The organism is Stenotrophomonas sp. YJH_SMC_65 (assembly GCF_059369475.1).
On sequence record NZ_JCAFSR010000005.1, the window covers coordinates 1 to 19,441 of the forward strand.

The following is a 19,441-nucleotide window of genomic DNA, read 5'->3' on the forward strand; positions in this document are numbered from 1 at the left end:
CGTATCGCTTGCTTTAAAACAATTAATAGTTGCTTGATCAAACGTCTGCAAGATGGACAATCATCCTTCCTGCAGGCGCCTTCACAAGATACCTGCGCATACTTTCAAAGATCCGGGGAAGTGGCCTCAGCGCCGTTCCCGCGTGCTGCGAAGTTTCCTTCGTAACGAGCCGCCCATTATGCCAGACTTTTTCAGTCCGTCAACACCTTCGTTCGATCATCTCGTTCGGCGGTGGTGGGCACCCTGATGTCGCTGAAGCCCCTTGGTGGCGACCCCTGCGACGGGGGAGGAGAAGTATGGCCCCATCCACATCATTTGTGAAGGGGGTGTGGCGATTTTTTTCACCGGATGTTGCATCTGTTCATCCGTCGCGCTGCGGTAGGAACCCGCGAAGCGCAGCCAAGCGTAGGCTAGGCTCTACAAGAGCATAAGGAAGGGCCGGCTGGCGCCGGCCCTTCCCTGCTGTCAGGCAGTGACCAGGCGCACGCGGGCGAAAGTACGCTTGCCGACCTGCAGCAGGCCTTCGAAGCCCGGCTGCAGCACCTGCTGGCCATCTTCGACCACTTCACCGTCGACCTTGACCGCGCGCTCCTTGAGCTTGCGATTGGCTTCAGAGTTGCTCGGGGTCAGGCCGGCCGCCGTCAGCAGCGCAGCGATACGCAGTCCTTCGGCCGGAATCGCCACGTCCTGCAGCGGCAGCTGGGTAATGTCACCCTGCCCGGTCACCGCTGCTTCCCAGCCTGCAATGGCCTGCTCGGCCGCCGCGGCGTCGTGGAAACGGGTCGCCAGTTCACGCGCCAGGCGCAGCTTGACCACACGCGGGTTCAAGCCGCCTTTGGCCACCTGCTCGCGCAGCTGCACGGCTTCGGCCTGGCTGATGTCGAAGGACAGCAGTTCGATCCAGCGCCACATCAGGGTGTCGTCCACCTTCATGGTCTTGGTGACGATGTCGATGGCCGGCTCGCTGATGCCAATGTAGTTGCCCAGCGACTTGGACATCTTGTTGACGCCGTCCAGGCCTTCCAGCAGCGGCATGGTCAGCACCACCTGCGGCTTCTGGCCGTGGTGTTCCTGCAGGCCACGGCCCATCAGCAGGTTGAACTTCTGGTCGGTACCGCCCAGTTCGACGTCGGCCTCCAGGGCCACCGAATCGTAGCCCTGCACCAGCGGGTACAGGAATTCGTGGATGGCGATGGACTGCTGGGCGGCATAGCGCTTGGCGAAGTCGTCGCGCTCGAGCATGCGCGCCACGGTGTGCTGGCCGGCCAGGCGGATCATGTCGGCCGCGCCCATCTTGCCGAACCACTCCGAGTTGAAGCGGACTTCGGTACGGCTGCGGTCGAGCACCTTGAACACCTGTTCCTCGTAGGTACGGGCGTTGGCCAGCACGTCATCGCGGCTGAGCGGCTTGCGGGTCAGGCTCTTGCCGGACGGGTCGCCGATCATGCCGGTGAAGTCGCCGATCAGGAAAATGACCTGGTGGCCGAGGTCCTGGAACTGGCGCATCTTGTTCAGCAGCACCGTATGGCCCAGGTGCAGGTCGGGCGCGGTGGGGTCGAAGCCGGCCTTGATCCGCAGCGGACGGCCTTCCTGCAGGCGCGCACGCAGATCCTCGAGCTTGAGGATCTCGTCGGCACCACGGCCGATCAGGGCAAGGGCTTCTTCAATCGAGGACACGTGACTACTCCCGGCAACGCCGATTCTTGTGTGGGGTGTTAAAGCGAAGTTAACCCGATTGGCTTCACAAAAGCCAATGGGCACAAGGGTTTGACGCGGTTTTCTGAGGTGTCTATGGTAACCGGCGATCAGGCCCGCACTCCCAGGCCGCCAGGAAAAAACTGCCGATGCACAATTCCGAACAAGGGCGCGCACGCAAGCAGCGCTTCCAGGAACGCCTCCACGTCCTGCACGACAACACCCTGCATCGGAAGCTCAGGCAACATCTTCCCGCCGCCTTCAATGAGCGCTGGACCCGCCGCCATTGGATGCATGCCAGCCTGTTTGCGACCATCGGCGCCCTGGTGGCGACGATCGTCCCCGGTTTCTCGCACACCATCGATGCGCCTTACGCCGACAGCCACACCAGCCTGGCGCTGCCGTTGCCGCCGCTGACCATGGCCCGCCAGCAGCAGGTGCCGGGTGACAGCTGGCAGGTGCTGCGCGTGCAGCGTGGCCAGACCCTGAGCGACCTGTTCGACAAGGCTGGCATTCCGGCCACCACCCTGCACCGGGTGCTGGACCACCCCGGCGCGCGTGAGGCGTTGACCAAGCTGCGCCCGGGTGCCGAGATCGCCTTCGACATGCCGCTGTCCGGCGACCTGCGCAGCATCCGTTTCGACCGCGATGCCGACAACCGCGTGGAACTGAGCCTGGCCGGCGATGACATCAAGGAGAAAGTGACCAAGCGCGAGTCCTCCACGCGCACCGTGGTCACCAGCGGCGAGATCACCAGTTCGCTGTATGCCGCGGCCCGACGGGCCGGGCTGTCGCCGTCGGCGATCGCGACGATGACCGACGACATCTTCAAGTACGACATCGACTTCTCCAAGGACCTGCAGCCGGGCGACCGCTTCAGCGTGGTGATGGATGAAACCTGGCGCGAAGGCGAGAAGGTGGACACCAGCAAGATCCTGGCGGCGACCTTCACCACCGGTGGCAAGACCTATTCCGGCTTCCGCTTCGACCGCAACGGCAAGTCCGAGTACTACGACATCAACGGCCGTTCGCTGAAGAAGAGCTTCATCCGCATGCCGATCCCGTTCGCGCGGCTGAGTTCGACCTTCGGCGCACGCAAGCACCCGGTGCTGGGCAAGATGCGCATGCACAAGGGCGTGGACTACGCCGCGCGCACCGGCACTCCGATCATGGCCGCGGGCGATGCCCGCGTGCAGTTCGCCGGCGTGCAGCGCGGCTACGGCAACGTGGTGATCCTCGACCATGGCCGCGGCCACACCACCCTGTACGGCCACATGTCGCGCTTTGCGAACATCAGGACCGGCCAGCGCGTGGCCCAGGGCACGGTGATCGGCTATGTCGGCTCGACCGGCCTGGCGACCGGCCCGCACCTGCACTACGAATTCCGCGTCAATGGCGAGCACCGCAACCCGCTGACCGTGACCATGCCGCCGCCGGAACCGCTGAAGGGCGCCGAGCTGGTCGCCTTCCGCGCGCAGACCGCGCCGGCGATGGCGCGCATCCAGGGCATGGAGAAGCTGATCTACGCCGACGCCAGCCCGGCACCGACCAGCCGCGACGAGGCTGCGCCCGAGGTGGCCAGCGCCAAGGACAAGCAGGCGACCGGCCGCAAGCGCGGCTGAGCGTCTTGCGTTGACGAAGAAGGACGCGGCAGCCCAAGCTTGCCGCGTCCTTTTTTTATGCCTGCCATGAACACGACTGCCGACGCTGACGCCCCCCTGTACCTTGGCCTGATGTCGGGCACCAGCGCCGATGGCATCGATGCCGCGCTGGTGCAGTTCCCCGCCGGCGGTGGCTGCCGCTTCGTGCACGGCCTGACCGCCCGCTGGGAGCCGGTGCTGCGCGCGCGGCTGGTGGCGCTGGGCGAAGGTGGCCCGCTGGAGTCGCTGGAGGAACTGGGCGAACTGGACGCGCGGATCGCGATCAACTTCGCCGGGGCCGCCAATCAACTGCTGGCCGAGGCCGGCGTGGACCGCAGCCAGGTGCGCGCGATCGGCTCGCACGGCCAGACCGTGCGCCACCGCCCGCTGGCCGACCCGGCGTTCACCGTGCAGCTGGGCGACGGCAACCGCATTGCCGAACTGACCGGGATCACGACGGTATCCGACTTCCGCCGCCGCGACGTGGCGGCCGGGGGCCACGGTGCGCCGCTGATGCCGGCCTTCCACCTGGGCATGCTGGGCACCGCCGACGAAGACCGCGCGGTGCTCAACCTGGGCGGCATCGCCAACCTGACCCTGATCCCGCGCGAAGGCGCGGTGCGTGGCTTCGATACCGGCCCGGCCAATGCGCTGATGGACGCCTGGTGCCAGCGCCATACCGGCCGCACCTTCGATGCCGATGGCGCTTACGCTGCCAGTGGCACGTTGGACGAGGGCCTGCTGGCCGGCTGGCGCTCGGACCCGTGGTTCGCGCTGCCGCCGCCGAAGAGCACCGGGCGCGAACAGTTTCACCTGTCCTGGGCCGAAGCCCACATGGGGGAAGGCGAGTACGCCGCTGCCGATGTGCAGGCCACCCTGCTGGAGCTGACCGTGGCGACCGTGGCCGATGCGTTGCTGGCGCAGCAGCCGCAGACCCGGCGCCTGCTGGTCTGTGGCGGCGGTGTGCGCAACCGGCAGCTGATGAAGCGGCTGGCGGCGCGGCTGCCGGAGGTGCAGGTTGAGTCCAGCGCGGTGCATGGGCTGGACCCGGAGTACGTGGAGGCGATGGGTTTCGCCTGGCTGGCGCAGCGGACGATGGACGGGCTGGCGGGCAACCTGCCGAGCGTGACGGGGGCAACGGGCCCGCGGATCCTGGGGGCGATCCACCTGGCGTGAGGTGGGCCGTCCGCGCAGGTGAGGCGCCGTTGTAGAGCCGAGCCCTGCTCGGCTTAGCGCGGGCCGGGCCAAGAGCAGCCGAGCATGGCTCGGCTCTACAAAGGCGCTAATCGAAGCCCTGCCCTGCCGGCAGGGCCTGCAGGGCGGCAATCGCGGCGGAGAGGGCGTCCACTTCGGGATCGCCGAAGCCGGAGCGGACCTCCAGTTCACTGCTGAACAGCCCCTGCTCCAGCAAGGCGGCGCAGGTCTGTTCGTGGGTCCAGCCGCGGGCGACCGCGACCCGTCGGATGCGTTCCAGCAGCAGCGGGTCCAGGTCCCGCAGCACAACGTCGGCCATGCTCACTTCCCCGTTCGCAAGGCACCGCCCCCTCGGCGCGTCGGGGGCGATGATCCCGCAGTCCGGGCGGGCAGGCAATCAGGCGACCGGCGGCGGCCCGCGATCGGCGATCCGCGGCCACAGCCACGCCAGCAGCAGCAGGGTTGGCACCACGGTGATCGAGCTGAGGATGAAGAACGTGCTGTAGGACGTGGCTTCGACGATGTAGCCGGAGACGCCACCGACGAACTTGCCCGGCAGGTTGGCCAGCGAGACCAGCAATGCGTACTGGGTGGCGGTGAAGTTGCGGTCGGTCAGCGACGACATGAAGGCCACCAGCACGGTGCCGGCAAAGCCCTGGAACAGGTTGTCGGCACTGAGCGCGGCGTAGAACGCCCACAGCTTGCCCGGATTGTGCGCCATCAGCAGGAAGGCCAGGTTGGACAGCGCCACGCCCAGCGCGGCCACCAGCAGCATGCGGCGGAAGCCGAACGCAGCCACCGCGATGCCGCCAAGGAACGCGCCGCCGATGCCCATCCACACACCGAACAGCTTGGAGACGGTGGCGATGTCAGCCTTGTCGAACCCCGAGTCGAGATAGAACGGCCCGGCCATCACTCCGATCACCTGGTCGGGGAACTTGAACAGGCCGACGAAGGCCAGCAGCACCAGCGCCAGTGCCACGCCATTGCGGCTGAAGAAGCTGGAGATGGGCTGGACGAACGCTTCGGCAATATCGATGCGGCGCTGCACGGCGGTGGCCGGGCGCTGCGGTTCGGCGCACAGCAGGGTGGTGACGATCGGCAGCAGCATCAGCGCGGCCATCGCCAGGTAGGCGACGATCCAGCCTTCGAACTGGGCCAGGTACAGCGCGCCGGCACCGGCCAGGATCAGGCCGATCCGGTAGCCCAGCGTATAGGTGGCGGCCAGCGCCGCCTGGGCGGTCTGCGGCGCGATCTCGATGCGGTAGGCATCGACGGCCGAATCCTGGGTGGCGCCGGCGAACGACGCCACCAGCACCCACATCACCAACGGCCACACGCCCTGTTCGGGCCGCACGAAGGCCAGCGCGACCAGCCCGACCAGCACCAGCACCTGCGACACCAGCAGCCAGGAGCGGCGGCGGCCGAGCCGCCCCAGCAGCGGGAAGGCGTAGCGGTCCAGCAGCGGTGCCCACAGGAACTTGAGCAGGTAGAAGAAGCTGGCCAGGCTGATCAGGCCGATGCTGCCCAGGTCCAGCCCGACGTCGCGCAGGCGCGTGGACAGGGTCTGCGAGGCGATCAGCAGGAACGGCAGGCCACTGCCGAAGCCGAGCATGGCCATGGTCAGCGCCGACGGGGTACCGAAGGCGCGCTTGATGCCGGCCCAGCCCTTGTAGCTGACCGGCGTGGCGGCCTCGGTCACAGGTCGTAGTCCACGGTGAACGGGGCGTGGTCGGAGAAGCGCTCGTCGCGGTAGATCGAGCAGCTGCGCAGTCGGTCACGCAGGCCCGGGGTGATGAACTGGTAGTCGATGCGCCAACCGACATTGTTGGCACGGGCGGCGCCGCGGTTGCTCCACCAGGTGTAGTCCTCGCCGGTGGGGTTGAGCAGGCGGTAGGCATCGGCCCACCCACGGCCGCCGGCGACATCGGTGGCCTGGCCGTGGTCGGCGCACAGCGCGTTGAGCCAGTCGCGCTCCTTCGGCAGGCAGCCGGAGTTCTTCTGGTTGGACTTCCAGTTCTTGATGTCCAGCGCCGAACGCACGATGTTCCAGTCACCGCACAGCACGTAGTCGCGGCCGCTGCGCGCCCACGCTTCGAGGATCGGCCGCAGCCATTCCATCACTTCGAACTTGAAGCCCTGGCGCAGGTCGCCCGAGCTGCCCGATGGGATATAGAAGGAAACCACGCTGAGATTGCCGTAGCGCGCCTCGATGTAGCGGCCTTCGTCGTCGAACGGCGCCCAGCCCAGCGAGGTGATGACCTGGTCCGGTTCGCGCTTGCTGTAGATCGCCACGCCGCTGTAGCCCTTCTTGGTGATGGCATCGCGATAGAAGCAGTGGTGGCCGTCCGGACGGAACATCGGGTCGGTCAGCTGGTCTTCCTGGGCCTTGGTTTCCTGGATGCACAGGACGTCGGCGTCCTGGGCACGGAACCAGTCGAGGAAGCCCTTGGTCGCGGCGGAACGGATGCCATTGGCGTTGAAACTGATGATGCGCATGCGGGGGACCTGCGGCGGGAAACCGGGCAAGCATACCGGTTGCCTGCAGGGCTGCGCAGTCCGCCAGGCCGGGCCTGGACGGCTTTCACATGGCGCTGGACGAGCGCAAAACGCCCAGCTGGATTAGGATTTGTGCTCCAAATGAAGATGAATCGAGTTTTGATGAGCGACCACCGCCACCGTTTCCTGCAGCTGGCCCTGACTGCCGACGCCTTGCGCTTCGGCCAGTTCACCCTCAAGTCCGGCCGGCTGAGCCCCTATTTCTTCAACGCCGGTCGTTTCGACTCCGGTTCGCTGCTGTCGCAGCTCGGCGCCTGCTACGCCGATGCCATCGATGCCACCGGGATCAAGTACGACGTGGTGTTCGGCCCGGCCTACAAGGGCATTCCGCTGGCCACCGCGATGGCCTGCGAGCTGGCTCAGCGTGGCCGCGACCTGCCGCTGTCGTTCAACCGCAAGGAAGCCAAGGACCATGGTGAAGGCGGCCAGCTGATCGGCGCCGACCTGAATGGCAAGCGCGTGCTGATCGTCGATGACGTGATCACCGCCGGTACCGCGATCCGCGAAGCGCTAGGCATCATCCGCGCTGCCGGCGGCACCCCGGCCGGCATCGTGGTGGCGCTGGACCGCCAGGAGATCGCCTCGGAAGCCGACCGTCGCTCGGCGGCACAGTCGGTGGCCGAAGAAGCCGGCATTCCGGTGATCGCCGTGGCATCGCTGGCCGATCTGCTTGATTTCGCCTCCGGCAACCCGGAACTTGTCGGTTACCGGCAGCCGCTGGAAGCCTACCGGGCCCAGTACGGCGTCCGTTCGATCCGCTGACCGACCAGGGGAAAGGTCATGTCCCGAGTTCCTGCTGTTCTCTTTGCCGGCCTGCTGCTGGCCGTGCCGTTCACCGTGCCGGCGCAGTCGCGCGACGGCGGCAAGGTGGAAAAGAAGCTGTACTGCTGGAACGAGGGCAAGGAGCGGATCTGCAGTGATTCGCTGCCGGCCGATGCGGTCAATCACGCCCGCGAGGAGTTCAACGCGAAGAGCGGCCTGCGCAATGCGCAGGTCCAGCGCGCGTTGACCGACGAGGAGCGCGCCGCAGCCAGCACCGTGGCACAGCAGCAGCAGCTGGACCTGATGGCCGAGCAGACCCGCCAGCGCACCGAGCAGGCGATGCTGTCCACCTATGGCAGCGAGGACGACCTGCGCCGGGTGTTCGCCGAACGCCAGGAAGTGCTGGACAACAACCTGAAGACCGCCGAGTACAACGTCACCAGCCTGCGCGAATCGCTGGTGGCGCTGCTGTCGGCCGCCGGTGACCGCGAACTGGCCGGTGGCAAGGTGGCCGACAAGCAGGCCGAGGCGATCCGCCAGCGGCATATACAACTGCAGTCGCAGCAACGCCTGCAGGCCGGGTTCCTGCAGCAGCAGCAGGCGCTGAAGGCCGAGATCGACAGCACGCTGCAGCGCTATCGCGAGCTGAAGGGCGTGGCGCAGGCGAGCCAGGCGCCGTGATTCGCCTGTAGCGCCGGGCCCACGCTCGGCGCCGCGTGACCTTGGGAAAGGGCAGCCGAGCATGGGCTCGGCTCTACAGCAGGCGGCGCCTGGTTACGGGTTGGCCCACGGAATTTATGCACTCTTTACGCGTCGGCCCGGTCCGGCGCGTAGTGCGTTTATGGGCGGCAGGACGACGATGACGGCCTGAGGTGGAGGGGTTCCACCAGGTCGCTATTGAAATGTCCCCCTGGCTGTCTTTGTTGTGTGGCGTGCTGGTGCTGGTCGCCGCCGCCTATCTTCTCTATGTCGTGCTGCGGCCCGAATCGTTCTAACGGAGCCGGCCATGACTGAGATGCTTGTCATTCTTGCCGCCAGCCTGCTGCTGGCGTGGCCGCTGGGCCTGTACCTGGCCCGCGTGATGCGCGGCACGCCGATGAAGGTCGACGTGCTGTTCAACTGGATCGAAAAGCCGTTGTACAAGGTGTTCGGCGTCGATCCCTCGCGCGCGATGTCCTGGCGCGGCTACGTGCTGGCCTTCGTGCTGAGCAACGTGGTGGTCGCTGTGTTGACCCAGGCGGTGTTCATGACCCAGGCCGGGTTGCCACTGAACCCGGACCAGATCCCGAACATGCGCTGGGACACCGCGCTGCACACGATGATCTCGTTCCTGACCAACACCAACCAGCAGCACTATTCGGGCCAGGCGCAGCTGTCCTACCTCTCGCAGATGACCGGCATCACCGGCCTGCAGGTGGTGACGCCGATGATGGGCCTGGCGCTGGCGGTGGCGACGCTGCGCGCATTGTTCTCGCGTGCGCCGCAGGCTGCGGCGGCCACCGGTGCCGGCGATGACCGCCAGGTGGCGGTAGGCAACTACTACGTGGACGTGGTGCGCCTGTGCGTGCGTTTCCTGTTGCCGCTGTGCCTGGTGTGGACCCTGCTGCTGACCAGCCAGGGTGTGCCGTCGACGATGGCCGGTGGCCCGCAGGCCACGCCGATCGATGCCAGCGCCGGCATGACCGGACAGAAGCTGCCGCTGGGCCCGGTGGCGGCGATGGTCGCGGCCAAGCAGCTTGGCGCCAACGGTGGCGGCTGGTACGGCCCGAACAGCAGCTTCCCGCTGGAGAACCCGACCCCGCTGTCGAACGCGCTGGAAATCGTCGGCATCCTGCTGGTGCCGATGGCGGTGATCTTCATGATCGGCGCGTTCACCGGCCGGCGTCGCTTCGGCGCCCTGGTGTTCAGCTGCATGCTGGGCATGTCGCTGCTTTCCACCGGCGCGATGATGTGGAGCGAAGGGCATAGCGCCAGCGCCGCCACCCCGCTGCTGATGGAAGGCAAGGAGGTGCGCTTCGGCGCCGACGGCACGGCGCTGTGGGCGGCGGTGACTACCCAGGTCTCCAATGGCTCGGTGAACGGCATGCACGATTCGCTGGCGCCGCTGAGCGGTGGCATCGCGATGGTCAACATGCTGGTCAGCGCGATCTGGGGCGGCATCGGCTGTGGCCTGCAGCAGTTCATCGTCTATATGTTGCTGGGTGTATTCCTGGCCGGGTTGATGACCGGGCGCACGCCGGAACTGTTCGGCCGCAAGCTGGAGACGCCCCAGGTGCGCCTGCTGGCCCTGCTGGTGCTGCTGCAGCCGATCACCCTGCTGGTGTTCACTGCGATCACCCTGGCCGTGCCCGGCCTGGCCGGCACCTCCAACCCCGGCTTCCATGGCATCAGCCAGGTGTTCTACGAGTATGTCTCGGCCTACGCCAACAACGGTTCGGGCTTCGAAGGACTGGGTGACGCCACGCTGTGGTGGAACCTGAGCTGCTCGCTGGTACTGGTGCTGGGCCGCTTCCCGCTGCTGATCATTCCGCTGGTGGTGGCCGCACAGCTGGCCGCCAAGCGCCAGGCGCCGGAGTCTGCCGGCAGCCTGCAGATCGAAACCCCGACCTTCGCCCTGACCCTGGTCTCGGTGATCGTCATCCTGACCGTGCTGCAGTTCATGCCGGCGCTGGTACTCGGCCCGATCGCCGATCACCTGAGCCTGGGGCTGCGCTGAGGACACCCTGATGAGTACCCAAGCAAGTTCAACCCGTAGTACCCATGCACCGCGCCCTGCCCTGCTTGATGGCGCTGGCCTGCGCCGTGCGCTGGTCGAAGCGGTGCGCAAACTGGCGCCGATGCATCTGGTGCGCAGCCCGGTGATGGCGGTGGTGATGGCCGGCACGATCGTCGCCGCGATCGTCACCCTGACCGGCAATGCACCGCTGGGCTTCGGCCTGGCAGTGACCGCCATCCTGCTGGTGACCGTGCTGTTCGGCAATTTCGCCGAGGCAGTGGCCGAAGCGCGTGGCCGTGGCCAGGCCGCCTCGCTGCGCCGTGCCCGCCAGGACCTGGTGGCGCGCCGGCTGGCGGCGCCGCAGCCGGGCGCAGCCGAAGCCCAGGTGCCTGCCGCCGAGCTGCGCCCGGGCGACCATGTGATCGTCAGTGCCGGTGAGCTGGTGCCGGCCGATGGCGAGATCGTGCAGGGCCTGGCCACCATCAACGAAGCGGCAGTGACCGGCGAATCGGCACCGGTGCTGCGCGAGGCCGGTACCGACCGTTCCGGTGTGATCGGTGGCACCAAGGTGCTGTCCGACCAGATCATCGTGCGGGTGACCGCCGAGCCGGGCCACAGCTTCCTGGACCGCATGATCGCGCTGGTGGAAGGTGCCAATCGCCAGAAGACCCCCAACGAGATCGCGCTGACCCTGTTGCTGGCGGCGATGACGCTGACCTTCCTGGTGGTGGTGGCCACGTTGCCGGCGATCGGCGCGGCCGTGGGCGTGCAGGTCGATCCACTGCTGCTGATCGCACTGCTGGTGTGCCTGATCCCGACCACCATCGGCGGCCTGCTGCCGGCCATCGGCATCGCCGGCATGAACCGTGCGCTGGCTGCCAACGTGCTGGCCAAGTCGGGCAAGGCGGTGGAAGTGGCCGGCGACGTCGACGTGCTGCTGCTGGACAAGACCGGCACCATCACCTACGGCGACCGCCAGGCCAGCCACTTCCATCCGCTGGCCGGCATCGACGCCAGCCAGCTGCGCGAGGCCGCACTGCTGTCCTCGCTGGCCGACCCGACCCCGGAAGGCAAGTCGATCGTGCGCCTGGCGCGCGAACAGGGCTGCGCCACCGCCGAGCCGGACCGTGCCGACTACCTGGCGTTCAGTGCCCAGACCCGGATGTCCGGCGTCGATCTGGAACACGGGCGGCAGATCCGCAAGGGCGCTGCCGATGCGATCCGCGCCCACGTGCAGGCGCTGGGCGGCAACGTGCCGGCTGAACTGGCCGGCCGCGTCGAGCAGGTCGCGCGCAATGGCGCCACCCCGCTGGTGGTGGCCGAGGGCCGCCACGTGCTGGGCGTGATCGAGCTGTCGGACGTGGTCAAGCACGGCATGCGCGAGAAGTTCGCACAGCTGCGGGCGATGGGCATCCGCACGGTGATGATCACCGGCGACAACCCGCTGACCGCTGCCGCCATCGCCGCCGAAGCCGGTGTCGATGACTACATCGCCGAGGCCCGTCCGGAAGACAAGCTGGCACGCATCCGCCAGGAACAGGCCGGTGGCCGCCTGGTGGCGATGGTGGGCGATGGCACCAACGATGCTCCCGCGCTGGCCCAGGCCGACATCGGCCTGGCGATGAACTCCGGCACGCAGGCGGCGAAGGAGGCCGGCAACATGGTCGACCTCGATTCAGACCCGGCCAAGCTGCTGGCGGTCGTGGAAGTGGGCAAGCAGCAGCTGATCACCCGCGGTGCGCTGACCACCTTCTCGCTGGCCAACGACGTGTCCAAGTACTTCGCGATCCTGCCGGCGCTGTTTGCCGCTGCGGTTCCGGCCATGGCCGCACTGAACGTGATGCAGCTGTCGAGCCCACGCAACGCGGTGCTGGCGGCGCTGATCTTCAACGCGCTGGTGATTCCCGCGCTGATCCCGCTCGCCCTGCGTGGCGTGCGCTTCCGCCCGGCCACGGCCACCGCGCTGCTGCGGCGGAACATGCTGGTGTACGGCCTCGGCGGCGTGCTGTTGCCGTTCGCGGCGATCAAGCTGATCGACCTCTTCCTTGTCCTGGTATTCGGCGCATGAACCGTTCTGCTTCCACCTCCACCACCCTTCCCCGCGAACCGAAGGCCGAAGCCCGCGTGGCCAGCCTGCAGGACGGCGCCGGCTGGCGCCCGGCGATCGGCCTGGGCCTGGCCACCCTGCTGCTGGCCGGCGCGGTCTACGCCGGCATCGCCACCGGTTTCGCCGGCCTGGCCTACCCCACCCAGGCCGAGGGCAGCCTGCTGCGCGATGGCAGCGGCCAGGTGCGCGGCTCGGCCTGGCTGTCGCAGCCGTTCACCGGTGATGGCTACTTCCAGGCACGGCCGTCGGCGGCCAACTACGACCCGATGGCCGCGGCCGGTTCCAACCTGGCGCGCAGCAACCCGGCGCTGGCCGAGCGTGTTGCCGCCAGCACGGCGGCGGTGGCCGCGCGCGAAGGTGTCGCCCCGGCGCAGGTGCCGGCCGACCTGGTCACCCAGTCCGGCGGCGGGCTGGATCCGCAGCTGTCGCCGGCGGCGGCGCAGCTGCAGGTGGCACGCGTGGCACGTGCCCGCGGCCTGCCGGTGGAGCGCGTGCAGGCCTTGGTGCAGGCACATACTGAAGGGCGCCAGTGGGGCGTGTTCGGCCAGCCGCGGGTGAACGTGGTGACGCTGAACTTCGCGCTGGACCATGCGGCCAAGGCGCCGTGATGCCGGCCTGCATCGGCTGCGCGCACAATGGCGGCCATGACAGCGGCCCCCATGACTGATGCACGAACCCGCCAGGCCGACGCCCTGGTCGAAGGCCTGCAACGCGAAGCCGGTGGCAAGCTGACCGTGTTCCTCGGCGCTGCGCCGGGTGTGGGCAAGACATACACCATGCTGACCCGTGCCCAAGAGCAGCTGCGCCGCGGCGTGGACCTGGTGGTCGGGCTGGTGGAAACCCATGGCCGCGCCGAAACCCAGGCCCTGCTGGAAGGCCTGCCGCAGCTGCCGTTGAAGGACGTGGCCTATCACGGCCACGCCCTGCAGGAGATGGACCTGGATGCCGTGCTGGCACGGCATCCAGCGCTGGTGCTGGTAGACGAACTGGCCCATCGCAATGCGCCCGGCAGCCGCCATGAGCGGCGCTGGCAGGATGTGATGGAGCTGCTCGACGCCGGCATCGACGTCTGGACCACGGTCAACATCCAGCATCTGGAAAGCCTCAACGACGTGGTGATGCGCATCACCGGCGTGCGGGTCAGCGAGACCGTGCCCGATGGCGTGCTCGATCGCCTGCACGACATCGTGCTGGTCGATCTGCCGCCGCGCGAACTGATCGCGCGCCTGCAGCAGGGCAAGGTCTATGTGCCCGAACAGGCCGCGCAGGCGCTGCAGGCGTTCTTCTCGCCGGCCAACCTGACCGCCCTGCGTGAGCTGGCGATGCAGGAAGCCGCCGACCGCGTCGACAGCAGCCTGCGTGAAACCCGCGCCGCACGGGGCGAAGGCAACCTGCCGCTGCGGCGCGGCGTGCTGGTGGCCATCGATGGCGGCGGCCAGAGCGAGTACCTGGTGCGGGTGGCGCGCCGCATCGCCGAGCGCCGCGACGCACCGTGGACGGTGGTGACCGTGCAGGGCCGGCGCCAGGACGAGGCCACGCGGCGCGAGATCGATGCGGCCTTCGCCCTGGCACGGCGCCTGGGTGGCGACGCCGAACTGCTGCACGGATCGAGCATCGCCGATGCCCTGCTGGACCATGCAGCGCACAACGGTGTATCGACCCTGGTGCTGGGGCGGACCCGTGAGCGCCCGCTGGCGCGGATGTTCAACCGAACCCTGACCCAGCAGCTGATCCAGCGCGGGGCGCACTACGAGATCACCATCATCAGCACGCCGCAGGCCCGGGCGCGCTCGCGCCGCGAGGGTCTGCTGCCACCGATGCGCGGCATCAGCTACGAGCCGGTACAGGCACTGATCGCCACCGCGCTGGCCTGTGCGGTGGCTTGGCTGGCCGAACGCTGGGTCGGCATGGCTGACCTGTCGATGGTGTTCATCGTGGCAGTGGTGCTGGTGGCGGCGCGCACGCGTGCCAGCGTGGCGGTGATGGCGGCGATCCTGTGCTTCCTGGCCTACAACTTCCTGTTCATCGCGCCCCGCTTCACCTTCGCCATCGGTGCGCGCCAGGGCGTGATCACCGTGTTCCTGTTCCTGGCCGCCGCCTTGGTGGCCGGACGGCTGGCCTCGCGCCTGCGCATGCAGGTCATTGCGCTGCGTGCGGCCAACCGCCATGCACGTGCACGCCAGCAGCTGGGCCGTCAGCTGGCCAGCGCCGCCGGCAACGGCGAGGTGGCACAGGCAGGTCGGCATGCCTTGGAGCAGGCGATGGATGTGCCGGCGTGGCTGCGGATCGGCGCGGACACTGCCGCCGGTGGCCGCAGCCAACCCGGCGATACCGACCTGGCTGCCGCCGACTGGGCGCTGCGCCACGGCCAGCCCAGCGGCCGCTTCACCGACACCCTGGCCGGTGCGCAGTGGTGGTTCCTGCCATTGCTGGATGGCGAAGATCGCGCGATCGGCGTGGCCGGCCTGTACCTGCCCGGCGCACAGGCACGCCTGCTGCCCGAACAGCGGCAGCTTGCCGAAGCGATGGTCGATGACATCGCGCAGGCCGCACTGCGTACCCGGCTGGTGGCCGAACTGGAACAGGCGCATGTCAGCAACGAGACCGAGCGGTTGCGCTCGGCCCTGCTCTCTTCGGTGTCGCACGACCTGCGCTCTCCACTGGCGGCGATGATCGGTTCGGCCGACAGCCTGGCCAGTTACGGCGCGGCGATGGACACGGCCGATCGCCGTGCCCTGCTGGACACCATCCTGGTCGAAGGCGAGCGGCTGGACCGCTACATCCAGAACCTGCTGGACATGACCCGCCTTGGCCACGAAGGTCTGAAGATCAACCGTGACTGGATCGGCATGGACGAACTGATCGGCTCGGCCGCACGGCGCCTGCAGCGCTACCAGCCCAAGGTGCGGCTGGAGCTGGACATTCCGTCCACGCTGGCGCCGATCTGGGTACACCCGGCGCTGGTCGAACAGGCCGTGTTCAACGTGATGGAGAACGCGGCCAAGTTCTCGCCGCCCGACGCCGCCGTGCAGGTGCAGGCGCGCGAACTGGACGGCCAGCTGCGCATCGACGTGATCGATGCCGGCCCCGGCATTCCCGACGACGAGCGCGCGCGCATCTTCGACATGTTCTACAGCGTCGAGCGCGGCGACCGCGGCCGCCACGGCACCGGCCTGGGCCTGACCATCTGCCAGGGCATGATCGGCGCACATGGCGGCAGCGTGCAGGCGCTGCCCGGACGCGACGGTCGCGGTACCCTGATCCGCATCACCCTGCCCCTGCTCAAGCCAGCCTCCCACGATGAGCCCGACCCCGATTGATGCCAGCGTGCCGGCCGCGCGCGTGCTGGTGATCGATGATGAAACCCAGATCCGCCGGTTCCTGGACATCAGCCTGCGCGCGCAGGGCTACCAGGTGCGGCAGGCCGCCACCGGCCAGGAAGGCCTGCAGCTGGCGGCCAGCGAGGACATGGACCTGGTGATCCTGGATATCGGCCTGCCGGACATGGAAGGCCACGAGGTACTTGAACAGCTGCGGCAGTGGAGCCAGGTGCCGGTGATCATGCTGACCGTGCGCGCCGGCGAAGCCGAGAAGGTGCGCGCACTGGATACCGGCGCCAACGACTACGTGACCAAGCCGTTCGGCACGCAGGAACTGATGGCACGGGTGCGGGCGCTGCTGCGCACGCGCAGCGTACCCAGTGATGGCACGCCACCGGTGTTCGACGACGGCCACCTGCGCGTGGACCTGGTGCGCCGCGAAGTCGCCCTGCAGGGTGAACCGGTGGCGTTGACCCGCAAGGAGTACGCGTTGCTGTCGCTGCTGCTGCGCAATGCCGGGCGGGTGGTGACACAGCCGCAGATCCTGCAGGAGATCTGGGGGCCGACCCACCAGCACGATACCCATTACCTGCGCATCCTGGTCGGCAAGCTGCGGCACAAGCTGGGCGATTCGGCGCTGGATTCACGCTACCTGTTCACCGAACCGGGCGTGGGCTTGCGATTCAAGGGGTGAGGGTGTGCCGAACAACGGTCGGCACCCACCAAAGCAAATTCGGAAGAGCATCCACGCATGGCGTGGATCTCTGCTGTGTCGACCAAGGTCGACACCTACCAGGAGCAGTTCATGCGGTTCGGACAGATCGCGGAAATCTGTCGAAGGCGGGGTGGGTCCGGTTGCGGGGGCGTGAGCCGCATGGATGCGGCGACCGAGCTTACATGGGTGAGGGCGCTTTGCTTGCGAAGCACTGCTTCGCAAGCGCCCGAACGCCCAGCCGCCAGCGGCTGGGCCGGGCCCCGGAGGGGGACTTGCAGCGTCCCCCGTAACCGGACCCACCCCGCATCCCACGGATAGCCGGCCTTTGACGTTGACGTTGATTCGGCGGGTGCCGGGCGCCGCCCGGCCCCACCTCAGAACCCCAGCGGCGTGTCGCCCAGCACCGGCTGCAGCTGGCTGCGGAACAAGGCCTTGATGCGCTCCAGTGCGGCATCGTCGTTGCCTTCGAAGCGCAGCACCAGCACCGGCGTGGTGTTGGAGGCGCGCACCAGGCCCCAGCCATCGGCGAAGTCCACGCGCAGGCCATCGATGGTCGACAGGCGGCCCCCCACATACGGGTTGTCCGGCGACTGCGCCGCCGCCACCAGCATCGCCACCAGCGCATGCGGCGTCCCGTCGGCCACCGCTACCTTCAGCTCCGGCGTGGCGACCATTTCCGGCAGTTCGCCCAGCACTTCGTCCGGGGTCTCCTCGCGCTGGGCCAGGATCTCCAGCAGGCGCGCAGCGGCGTACAGGCCGTCGTCGAAACCGAACCAGCGTTCCTTGAAGAAGAAGTGGCCGCTCATCTCACCGGCCAGCTCGGCATCGGTCTCGCGCATCTTCGCCTTCATCAGCGAATGCCCGGTCTTCCACATCAGCGGGCTGCCACCGTTGCGCAGCACATGGTCGGACAGCTTGCCGGTGCACTTGACGTCGTAGATCACCATCGCGCCCGGATTGCGCATCAGCACGTCGGCAGCGAACAGCATCAGCAGGCGGTCGGCATAGATGATCCTGCCTTCGCCGGTGACCACGCCCAACCGGTCGCCGTCGCCATCGAAGGCTACGCCGAGGTCGGCGCCGAAGCGCTTGACCGTCTGCACCAGGTCTTCCAGGTTGGCCGGCTCGCTCGGGTCGGGATGATGGTTGGGGAAGGTGCCATCGACATCGCAGTACAGCGGAATGACGTCGGCGCCGATTGCTTCCAGCAGCTGCGGAGCCAGTGCGCCGGCCACGCCATTGCCGGCATCGGCCACGACCTTCAGCGGACGGTCCAGCTGCACGTCATCGGCGATGCGCTGGATGTAGTCGGCACTGACATCGCGCTGCTGGTAGTCACCCGGCTCGGCGGACTGCACCAGGCGGCCCTCGACGATGCGCTGGTAGAGGTCGGTGATCGCATCGCCGGACAGCGTCTCGCCGCCGATCACCACCTTGAAGCCGTTGTACTCGGGCGGGTTGTGGCTGCCGGTGACCGCCACGCAGGTGCCGGTACGCAGATGGAAGGCGGCGTAGTACACGAGCGGGGTCGGCGCCAGGCCGATGTCGATCACCGCGCAGCCGGCACGGCGCAGGCCCTCGGCCAGCCCGGCCGTCAGCTCGGGTCCGGACAGGCGGCCATCGCGCCCGATCACCACCTCGCGCAGGCCCTGCTCCAGTGCCACGGTGCCGATGGCCTGGCCGATCAGCGCCGCGGTCTTCGGTGTCAGTTCGCTGCCCACCATGCCGCGGATGTCATAGGCGCGGAAGATGCCGGCGGCCAGCTCTTCGGCAGGCACCGGCGGTGGCGGCGGTGGCGTGGCATCGCCACTGCCGGTCACGGCGGCCACCGGTGGCGGCGCCTGCTGCAGGCTCTCGCTCAGGGTCGGGCCATGGTCGGCCTCGGACGCGGCGGCGCGGCGCGGCAACGGCAGCGACTTCGGCAGCCGGTCGCGCCCCACCACCAGCAACACGGCAATGAACGCCAGCAGCAACGCCACAATGGCGCTGGCCAGCGCGCCCAGGCCGAGCGGACCGGCCTCGACATTCGGCACCGACGCGACCAGCCGCAACGGCGTGCCTGCAACCGGGCGCGCCAGCGCTTCCGCACTTTCGGCCAGGCTCGGGTCGCCCTGGGTGACCAGATCGAATGCTCCCTGGCGCAGGCCGAGGAAGCCGGCGGACGGCGCGCTGACCTGGTCGAGCGGCGACGTCAGCCGCAGCAGCGGTTGGCGGACATAGATGACGGCCGGCCCCAGGCTGCCCAGCTGCACCGGCGCGGCCAGGCCCAGGCGGTTGCCGCCGCCGTCGCGGACCACGCGCAGGCTTGGCCTGGCCTCGGCCAGCGCCGCTTCCAGCAGCGCCAGGCGGGAATACCCGAAGGTGGCCGGATCGGCATAGGCGTTGGCCAGATCGGCCGCCAGCACCTCGACCTGCTCGACTCCGGTCCAGCTCTCGCGAACGGCCAGCGCCGCCGCAGCGGCGTCGCCGGCCTGCAGCGCCTGCTGCACGCGATCGTTCTTCAACTGCTGCTGCAGCTGCTGCAACTGGCCCGCAGCAGCCTGCTGCAGGCCCTGCACGGCCTGGTCACGCGCCTCTTCCAGCGCCTGCCCGTTGGCCTCCTGCCGCCATTGCTGCACCGCGCTCCATCCGAACCAGCCGGCCAACAGGATCAACAGCACCCCCAGTAGAGGTGCACTGCGACCCAACGACCGTCCCCGCTGTCCTTCCCCGATGCCGCTCATCGATGTCCCC

At 68.2% G+C, this 19,441-nt stretch carries 15 protein-coding genes; 10 read left to right on the plus strand and 5 right to left on the minus strand.

Annotated features, from left to right (window positions below):
- Positions 1 to 465 precede the first annotated feature (465 nt).
- Positions 466 to 1,677 (minus strand): tyrosine--tRNA ligase, encoded by a 1,212-nt coding sequence (tyrS, locus tag AC5P7A_RS10390; protein WP_049441862.1) that lies wholly within the window; start codon positions 1,675 to 1,677, stop codon positions 466 to 468.
- A gap of 167 nt (positions 1,678 to 1,844) precedes the next feature.
- On the opposite strand from tyrS, the gene AC5P7A_RS10395 reads away from it, so the two are divergent.
- Both AC5P7A_RS10395 and AC5P7A_RS10400 read left to right on the plus strand, forming a co-directional pair.
- The gene (locus AC5P7A_RS10395; RefSeq protein WP_032961400.1) at positions 1,845 to 3,317 is read left to right on the plus strand and encodes a M23 family metallopeptidase; all 1,473 of its coding nucleotides are present in this window, start codon (positions 1,845 to 1,847) and stop codon (positions 3,315 to 3,317) included.
- Positions 3,318 to 3,383: 66 nt separating this feature from the next.
- A complete protein-coding gene (locus tag AC5P7A_RS10400; protein WP_080281908.1) occupies positions 3,384 to 4,511 on the plus strand; it encodes an anhydro-N-acetylmuramic acid kinase in 1,128 nt (375 codons plus the stop codon).
- Positions 4,512 to 4,617: 106 nt separating this feature from the next.
- Here AC5P7A_RS10400 and AC5P7A_RS10405 read toward each other — a convergent pair whose 3' ends face one another.
- From AC5P7A_RS10405 to AC5P7A_RS10415, 3 genes are all read right to left on the minus strand, one after another.
- A complete protein-coding gene (locus AC5P7A_RS10405) occupies positions 4,618 to 4,848 on the minus strand; it encodes a hypothetical protein (protein ID WP_014645678.1) in 231 nt (76 codons plus the stop codon).
- A 78-nt stretch (positions 4,849 to 4,926) separates the two neighbouring features.
- Positions 4,927 to 6,231: an AmpG family muropeptide MFS transporter gene (locus AC5P7A_RS10410; protein ID WP_014645677.1), complete on the minus strand. Its 1,305-nt coding sequence runs from the start codon at positions 6,229 to 6,231 to the stop codon at positions 4,927 to 4,929.
- Positions 6,228 to 7,028: an exodeoxyribonuclease III gene (locus tag AC5P7A_RS10415; protein ID WP_495220116.1), complete on the minus strand. Its 801-nt coding sequence runs from the start codon at positions 7,026 to 7,028 to the stop codon at positions 6,228 to 6,230. Before AC5P7A_RS10415 ends, AC5P7A_RS10410 begins: the two co-directional genes overlap by 4 nt.
- 162 nt (positions 7,029 to 7,190) lie before the next feature.
- Here AC5P7A_RS10415 and pyrE point away from each other — a divergent pair, with 162 nt between their 5' ends.
- From pyrE to AC5P7A_RS10455, 8 genes are all read left to right on the plus strand, one after another.
- On the plus strand, positions 7,191 to 7,850 hold the full coding sequence (gene pyrE, locus AC5P7A_RS10420) for an orotate phosphoribosyltransferase (protein WP_032961411.1): 660 nt from the start codon (positions 7,191 to 7,193) through the stop codon (positions 7,848 to 7,850).
- 18 nt (positions 7,851 to 7,868) lie between these two features.
- Positions 7,869 to 8,531, plus strand: coding sequence for a hypothetical protein (locus tag AC5P7A_RS10425; RefSeq protein ID WP_014645674.1), 663 nt, complete (start codon positions 7,869 to 7,871; stop codon positions 8,529 to 8,531).
- A gap of 221 nt (positions 8,532 to 8,752) precedes the next feature.
- Positions 8,753 to 8,845, plus strand: a complete 93-nt coding sequence (locus AC5P7A_RS10430) for a potassium-transporting ATPase subunit F (protein WP_005407770.1) — start codon at positions 8,753 to 8,755, stop codon at positions 8,843 to 8,845.
- 11 nt (positions 8,846 to 8,856) lie between these two features.
- Positions 8,857 to 10,566, plus strand: a complete 1,710-nt coding sequence (kdpA, locus tag AC5P7A_RS10435; protein WP_495220117.1) for a potassium-transporting ATPase subunit KdpA — start codon at positions 8,857 to 8,859, stop codon at positions 10,564 to 10,566.
- A gap of 10 nt (positions 10,567 to 10,576) precedes the next feature.
- Positions 10,577 to 12,634: a potassium-transporting ATPase subunit KdpB gene (kdpB, locus tag AC5P7A_RS10440; RefSeq protein WP_049441858.1), complete on the plus strand. Its 2,058-nt coding sequence runs from the start codon at positions 10,577 to 10,579 to the stop codon at positions 12,632 to 12,634.
- Complete coding sequence (kdpC, locus tag AC5P7A_RS10445) at positions 12,631 to 13,281, plus strand: potassium-transporting ATPase subunit KdpC (protein ID WP_053495930.1); 651 nt, start codon at positions 12,631 to 12,633, stop codon at positions 13,279 to 13,281. Before kdpB ends, kdpC begins: the two co-directional genes overlap by 4 nt.
- Positions 13,282 to 13,332: 51 nt before the next feature.
- Entirely contained in the window at positions 13,333 to 15,993 is a 2,661-nt protein-coding gene (locus AC5P7A_RS10450; protein ID WP_495220118.1) for an ATP-binding protein, read from the plus strand.
- Complete coding sequence (locus AC5P7A_RS10455) at positions 15,974 to 16,687, plus strand: response regulator transcription factor (RefSeq protein WP_032961423.1); 714 nt, start codon at positions 15,974 to 15,976, stop codon at positions 16,685 to 16,687. Before AC5P7A_RS10450 ends, AC5P7A_RS10455 begins: the two co-directional genes overlap by 20 nt.
- Positions 16,688 to 17,082: 395 nt before the next feature.
- Here AC5P7A_RS10455 and AC5P7A_RS10460 read toward each other — a convergent pair whose 3' ends face one another.
- A complete protein-coding gene (locus AC5P7A_RS10460; protein ID WP_075076361.1) occupies positions 17,083 to 19,431 on the minus strand; it encodes a phosphomannomutase/phosphoglucomutase in 2,349 nt (782 codons plus the stop codon).
- Between the last annotated feature and the right edge of the window lie 10 nt (positions 19,432 to 19,441).

Coding starts and splice junctions, on each gene's coding strand:
- AC5P7A_RS10395 (WP_032961400.1), top strand. CDS start 1,845: ATGCACAATTCCGAACAAGGGCGCGCACGCAAGCAGCGCTTCCAGGAA.
- AC5P7A_RS10400 (WP_080281908.1), top strand. CDS start 3,384: ATGAACACGACTGCCGACGCTGACGCCCCCCTGTACCTTGGCCTGATG.
- AC5P7A_RS10405 (WP_014645678.1), bottom strand. CDS start 4,848: ATGGCCGACGTTGTGCTGCGGGACCTGGACCCGCTGCTGCTGGAACGC.
- AC5P7A_RS10415 (WP_495220116.1), bottom strand. CDS start 7,028: ATGCGCATCATCAGTTTCAACGCCAATGGCATCCGTTCCGCCGCGACC.
- pyrE (WP_032961411.1), top strand. CDS start 7,191: ATGAGCGACCACCGCCACCGTTTCCTGCAGCTGGCCCTGACTGCCGAC.
- AC5P7A_RS10425 (WP_014645674.1), top strand. CDS start 7,869: ATGTCCCGAGTTCCTGCTGTTCTCTTTGCCGGCCTGCTGCTGGCCGTG.
- AC5P7A_RS10430 (WP_005407770.1), top strand. CDS start 8,753: ATGTCCCCCTGGCTGTCTTTGTTGTGTGGCGTGCTGGTGCTGGTCGCC.
- kdpA (WP_495220117.1), top strand. CDS start 8,857: ATGACTGAGATGCTTGTCATTCTTGCCGCCAGCCTGCTGCTGGCGTGG.
- kdpB (WP_049441858.1), top strand. CDS start 10,577: ATGAGTACCCAAGCAAGTTCAACCCGTAGTACCCATGCACCGCGCCCT.
- kdpC (WP_053495930.1), top strand. CDS start 12,631: ATGAACCGTTCTGCTTCCACCTCCACCACCCTTCCCCGCGAACCGAAG.
- AC5P7A_RS10450 (WP_495220118.1), top strand. CDS start 13,333: ATGACTGATGCACGAACCCGCCAGGCCGACGCCCTGGTCGAAGGCCTG.
- AC5P7A_RS10455 (WP_032961423.1), top strand. CDS start 15,974: ATGAGCCCGACCCCGATTGATGCCAGCGTGCCGGCCGCGCGCGTGCTG.
- AC5P7A_RS10460 (WP_075076361.1), bottom strand. CDS start 19,431: ATGAGCGGCATCGGGGAAGGACAGCGGGGACGGTCGTTGGGTCGCAGT.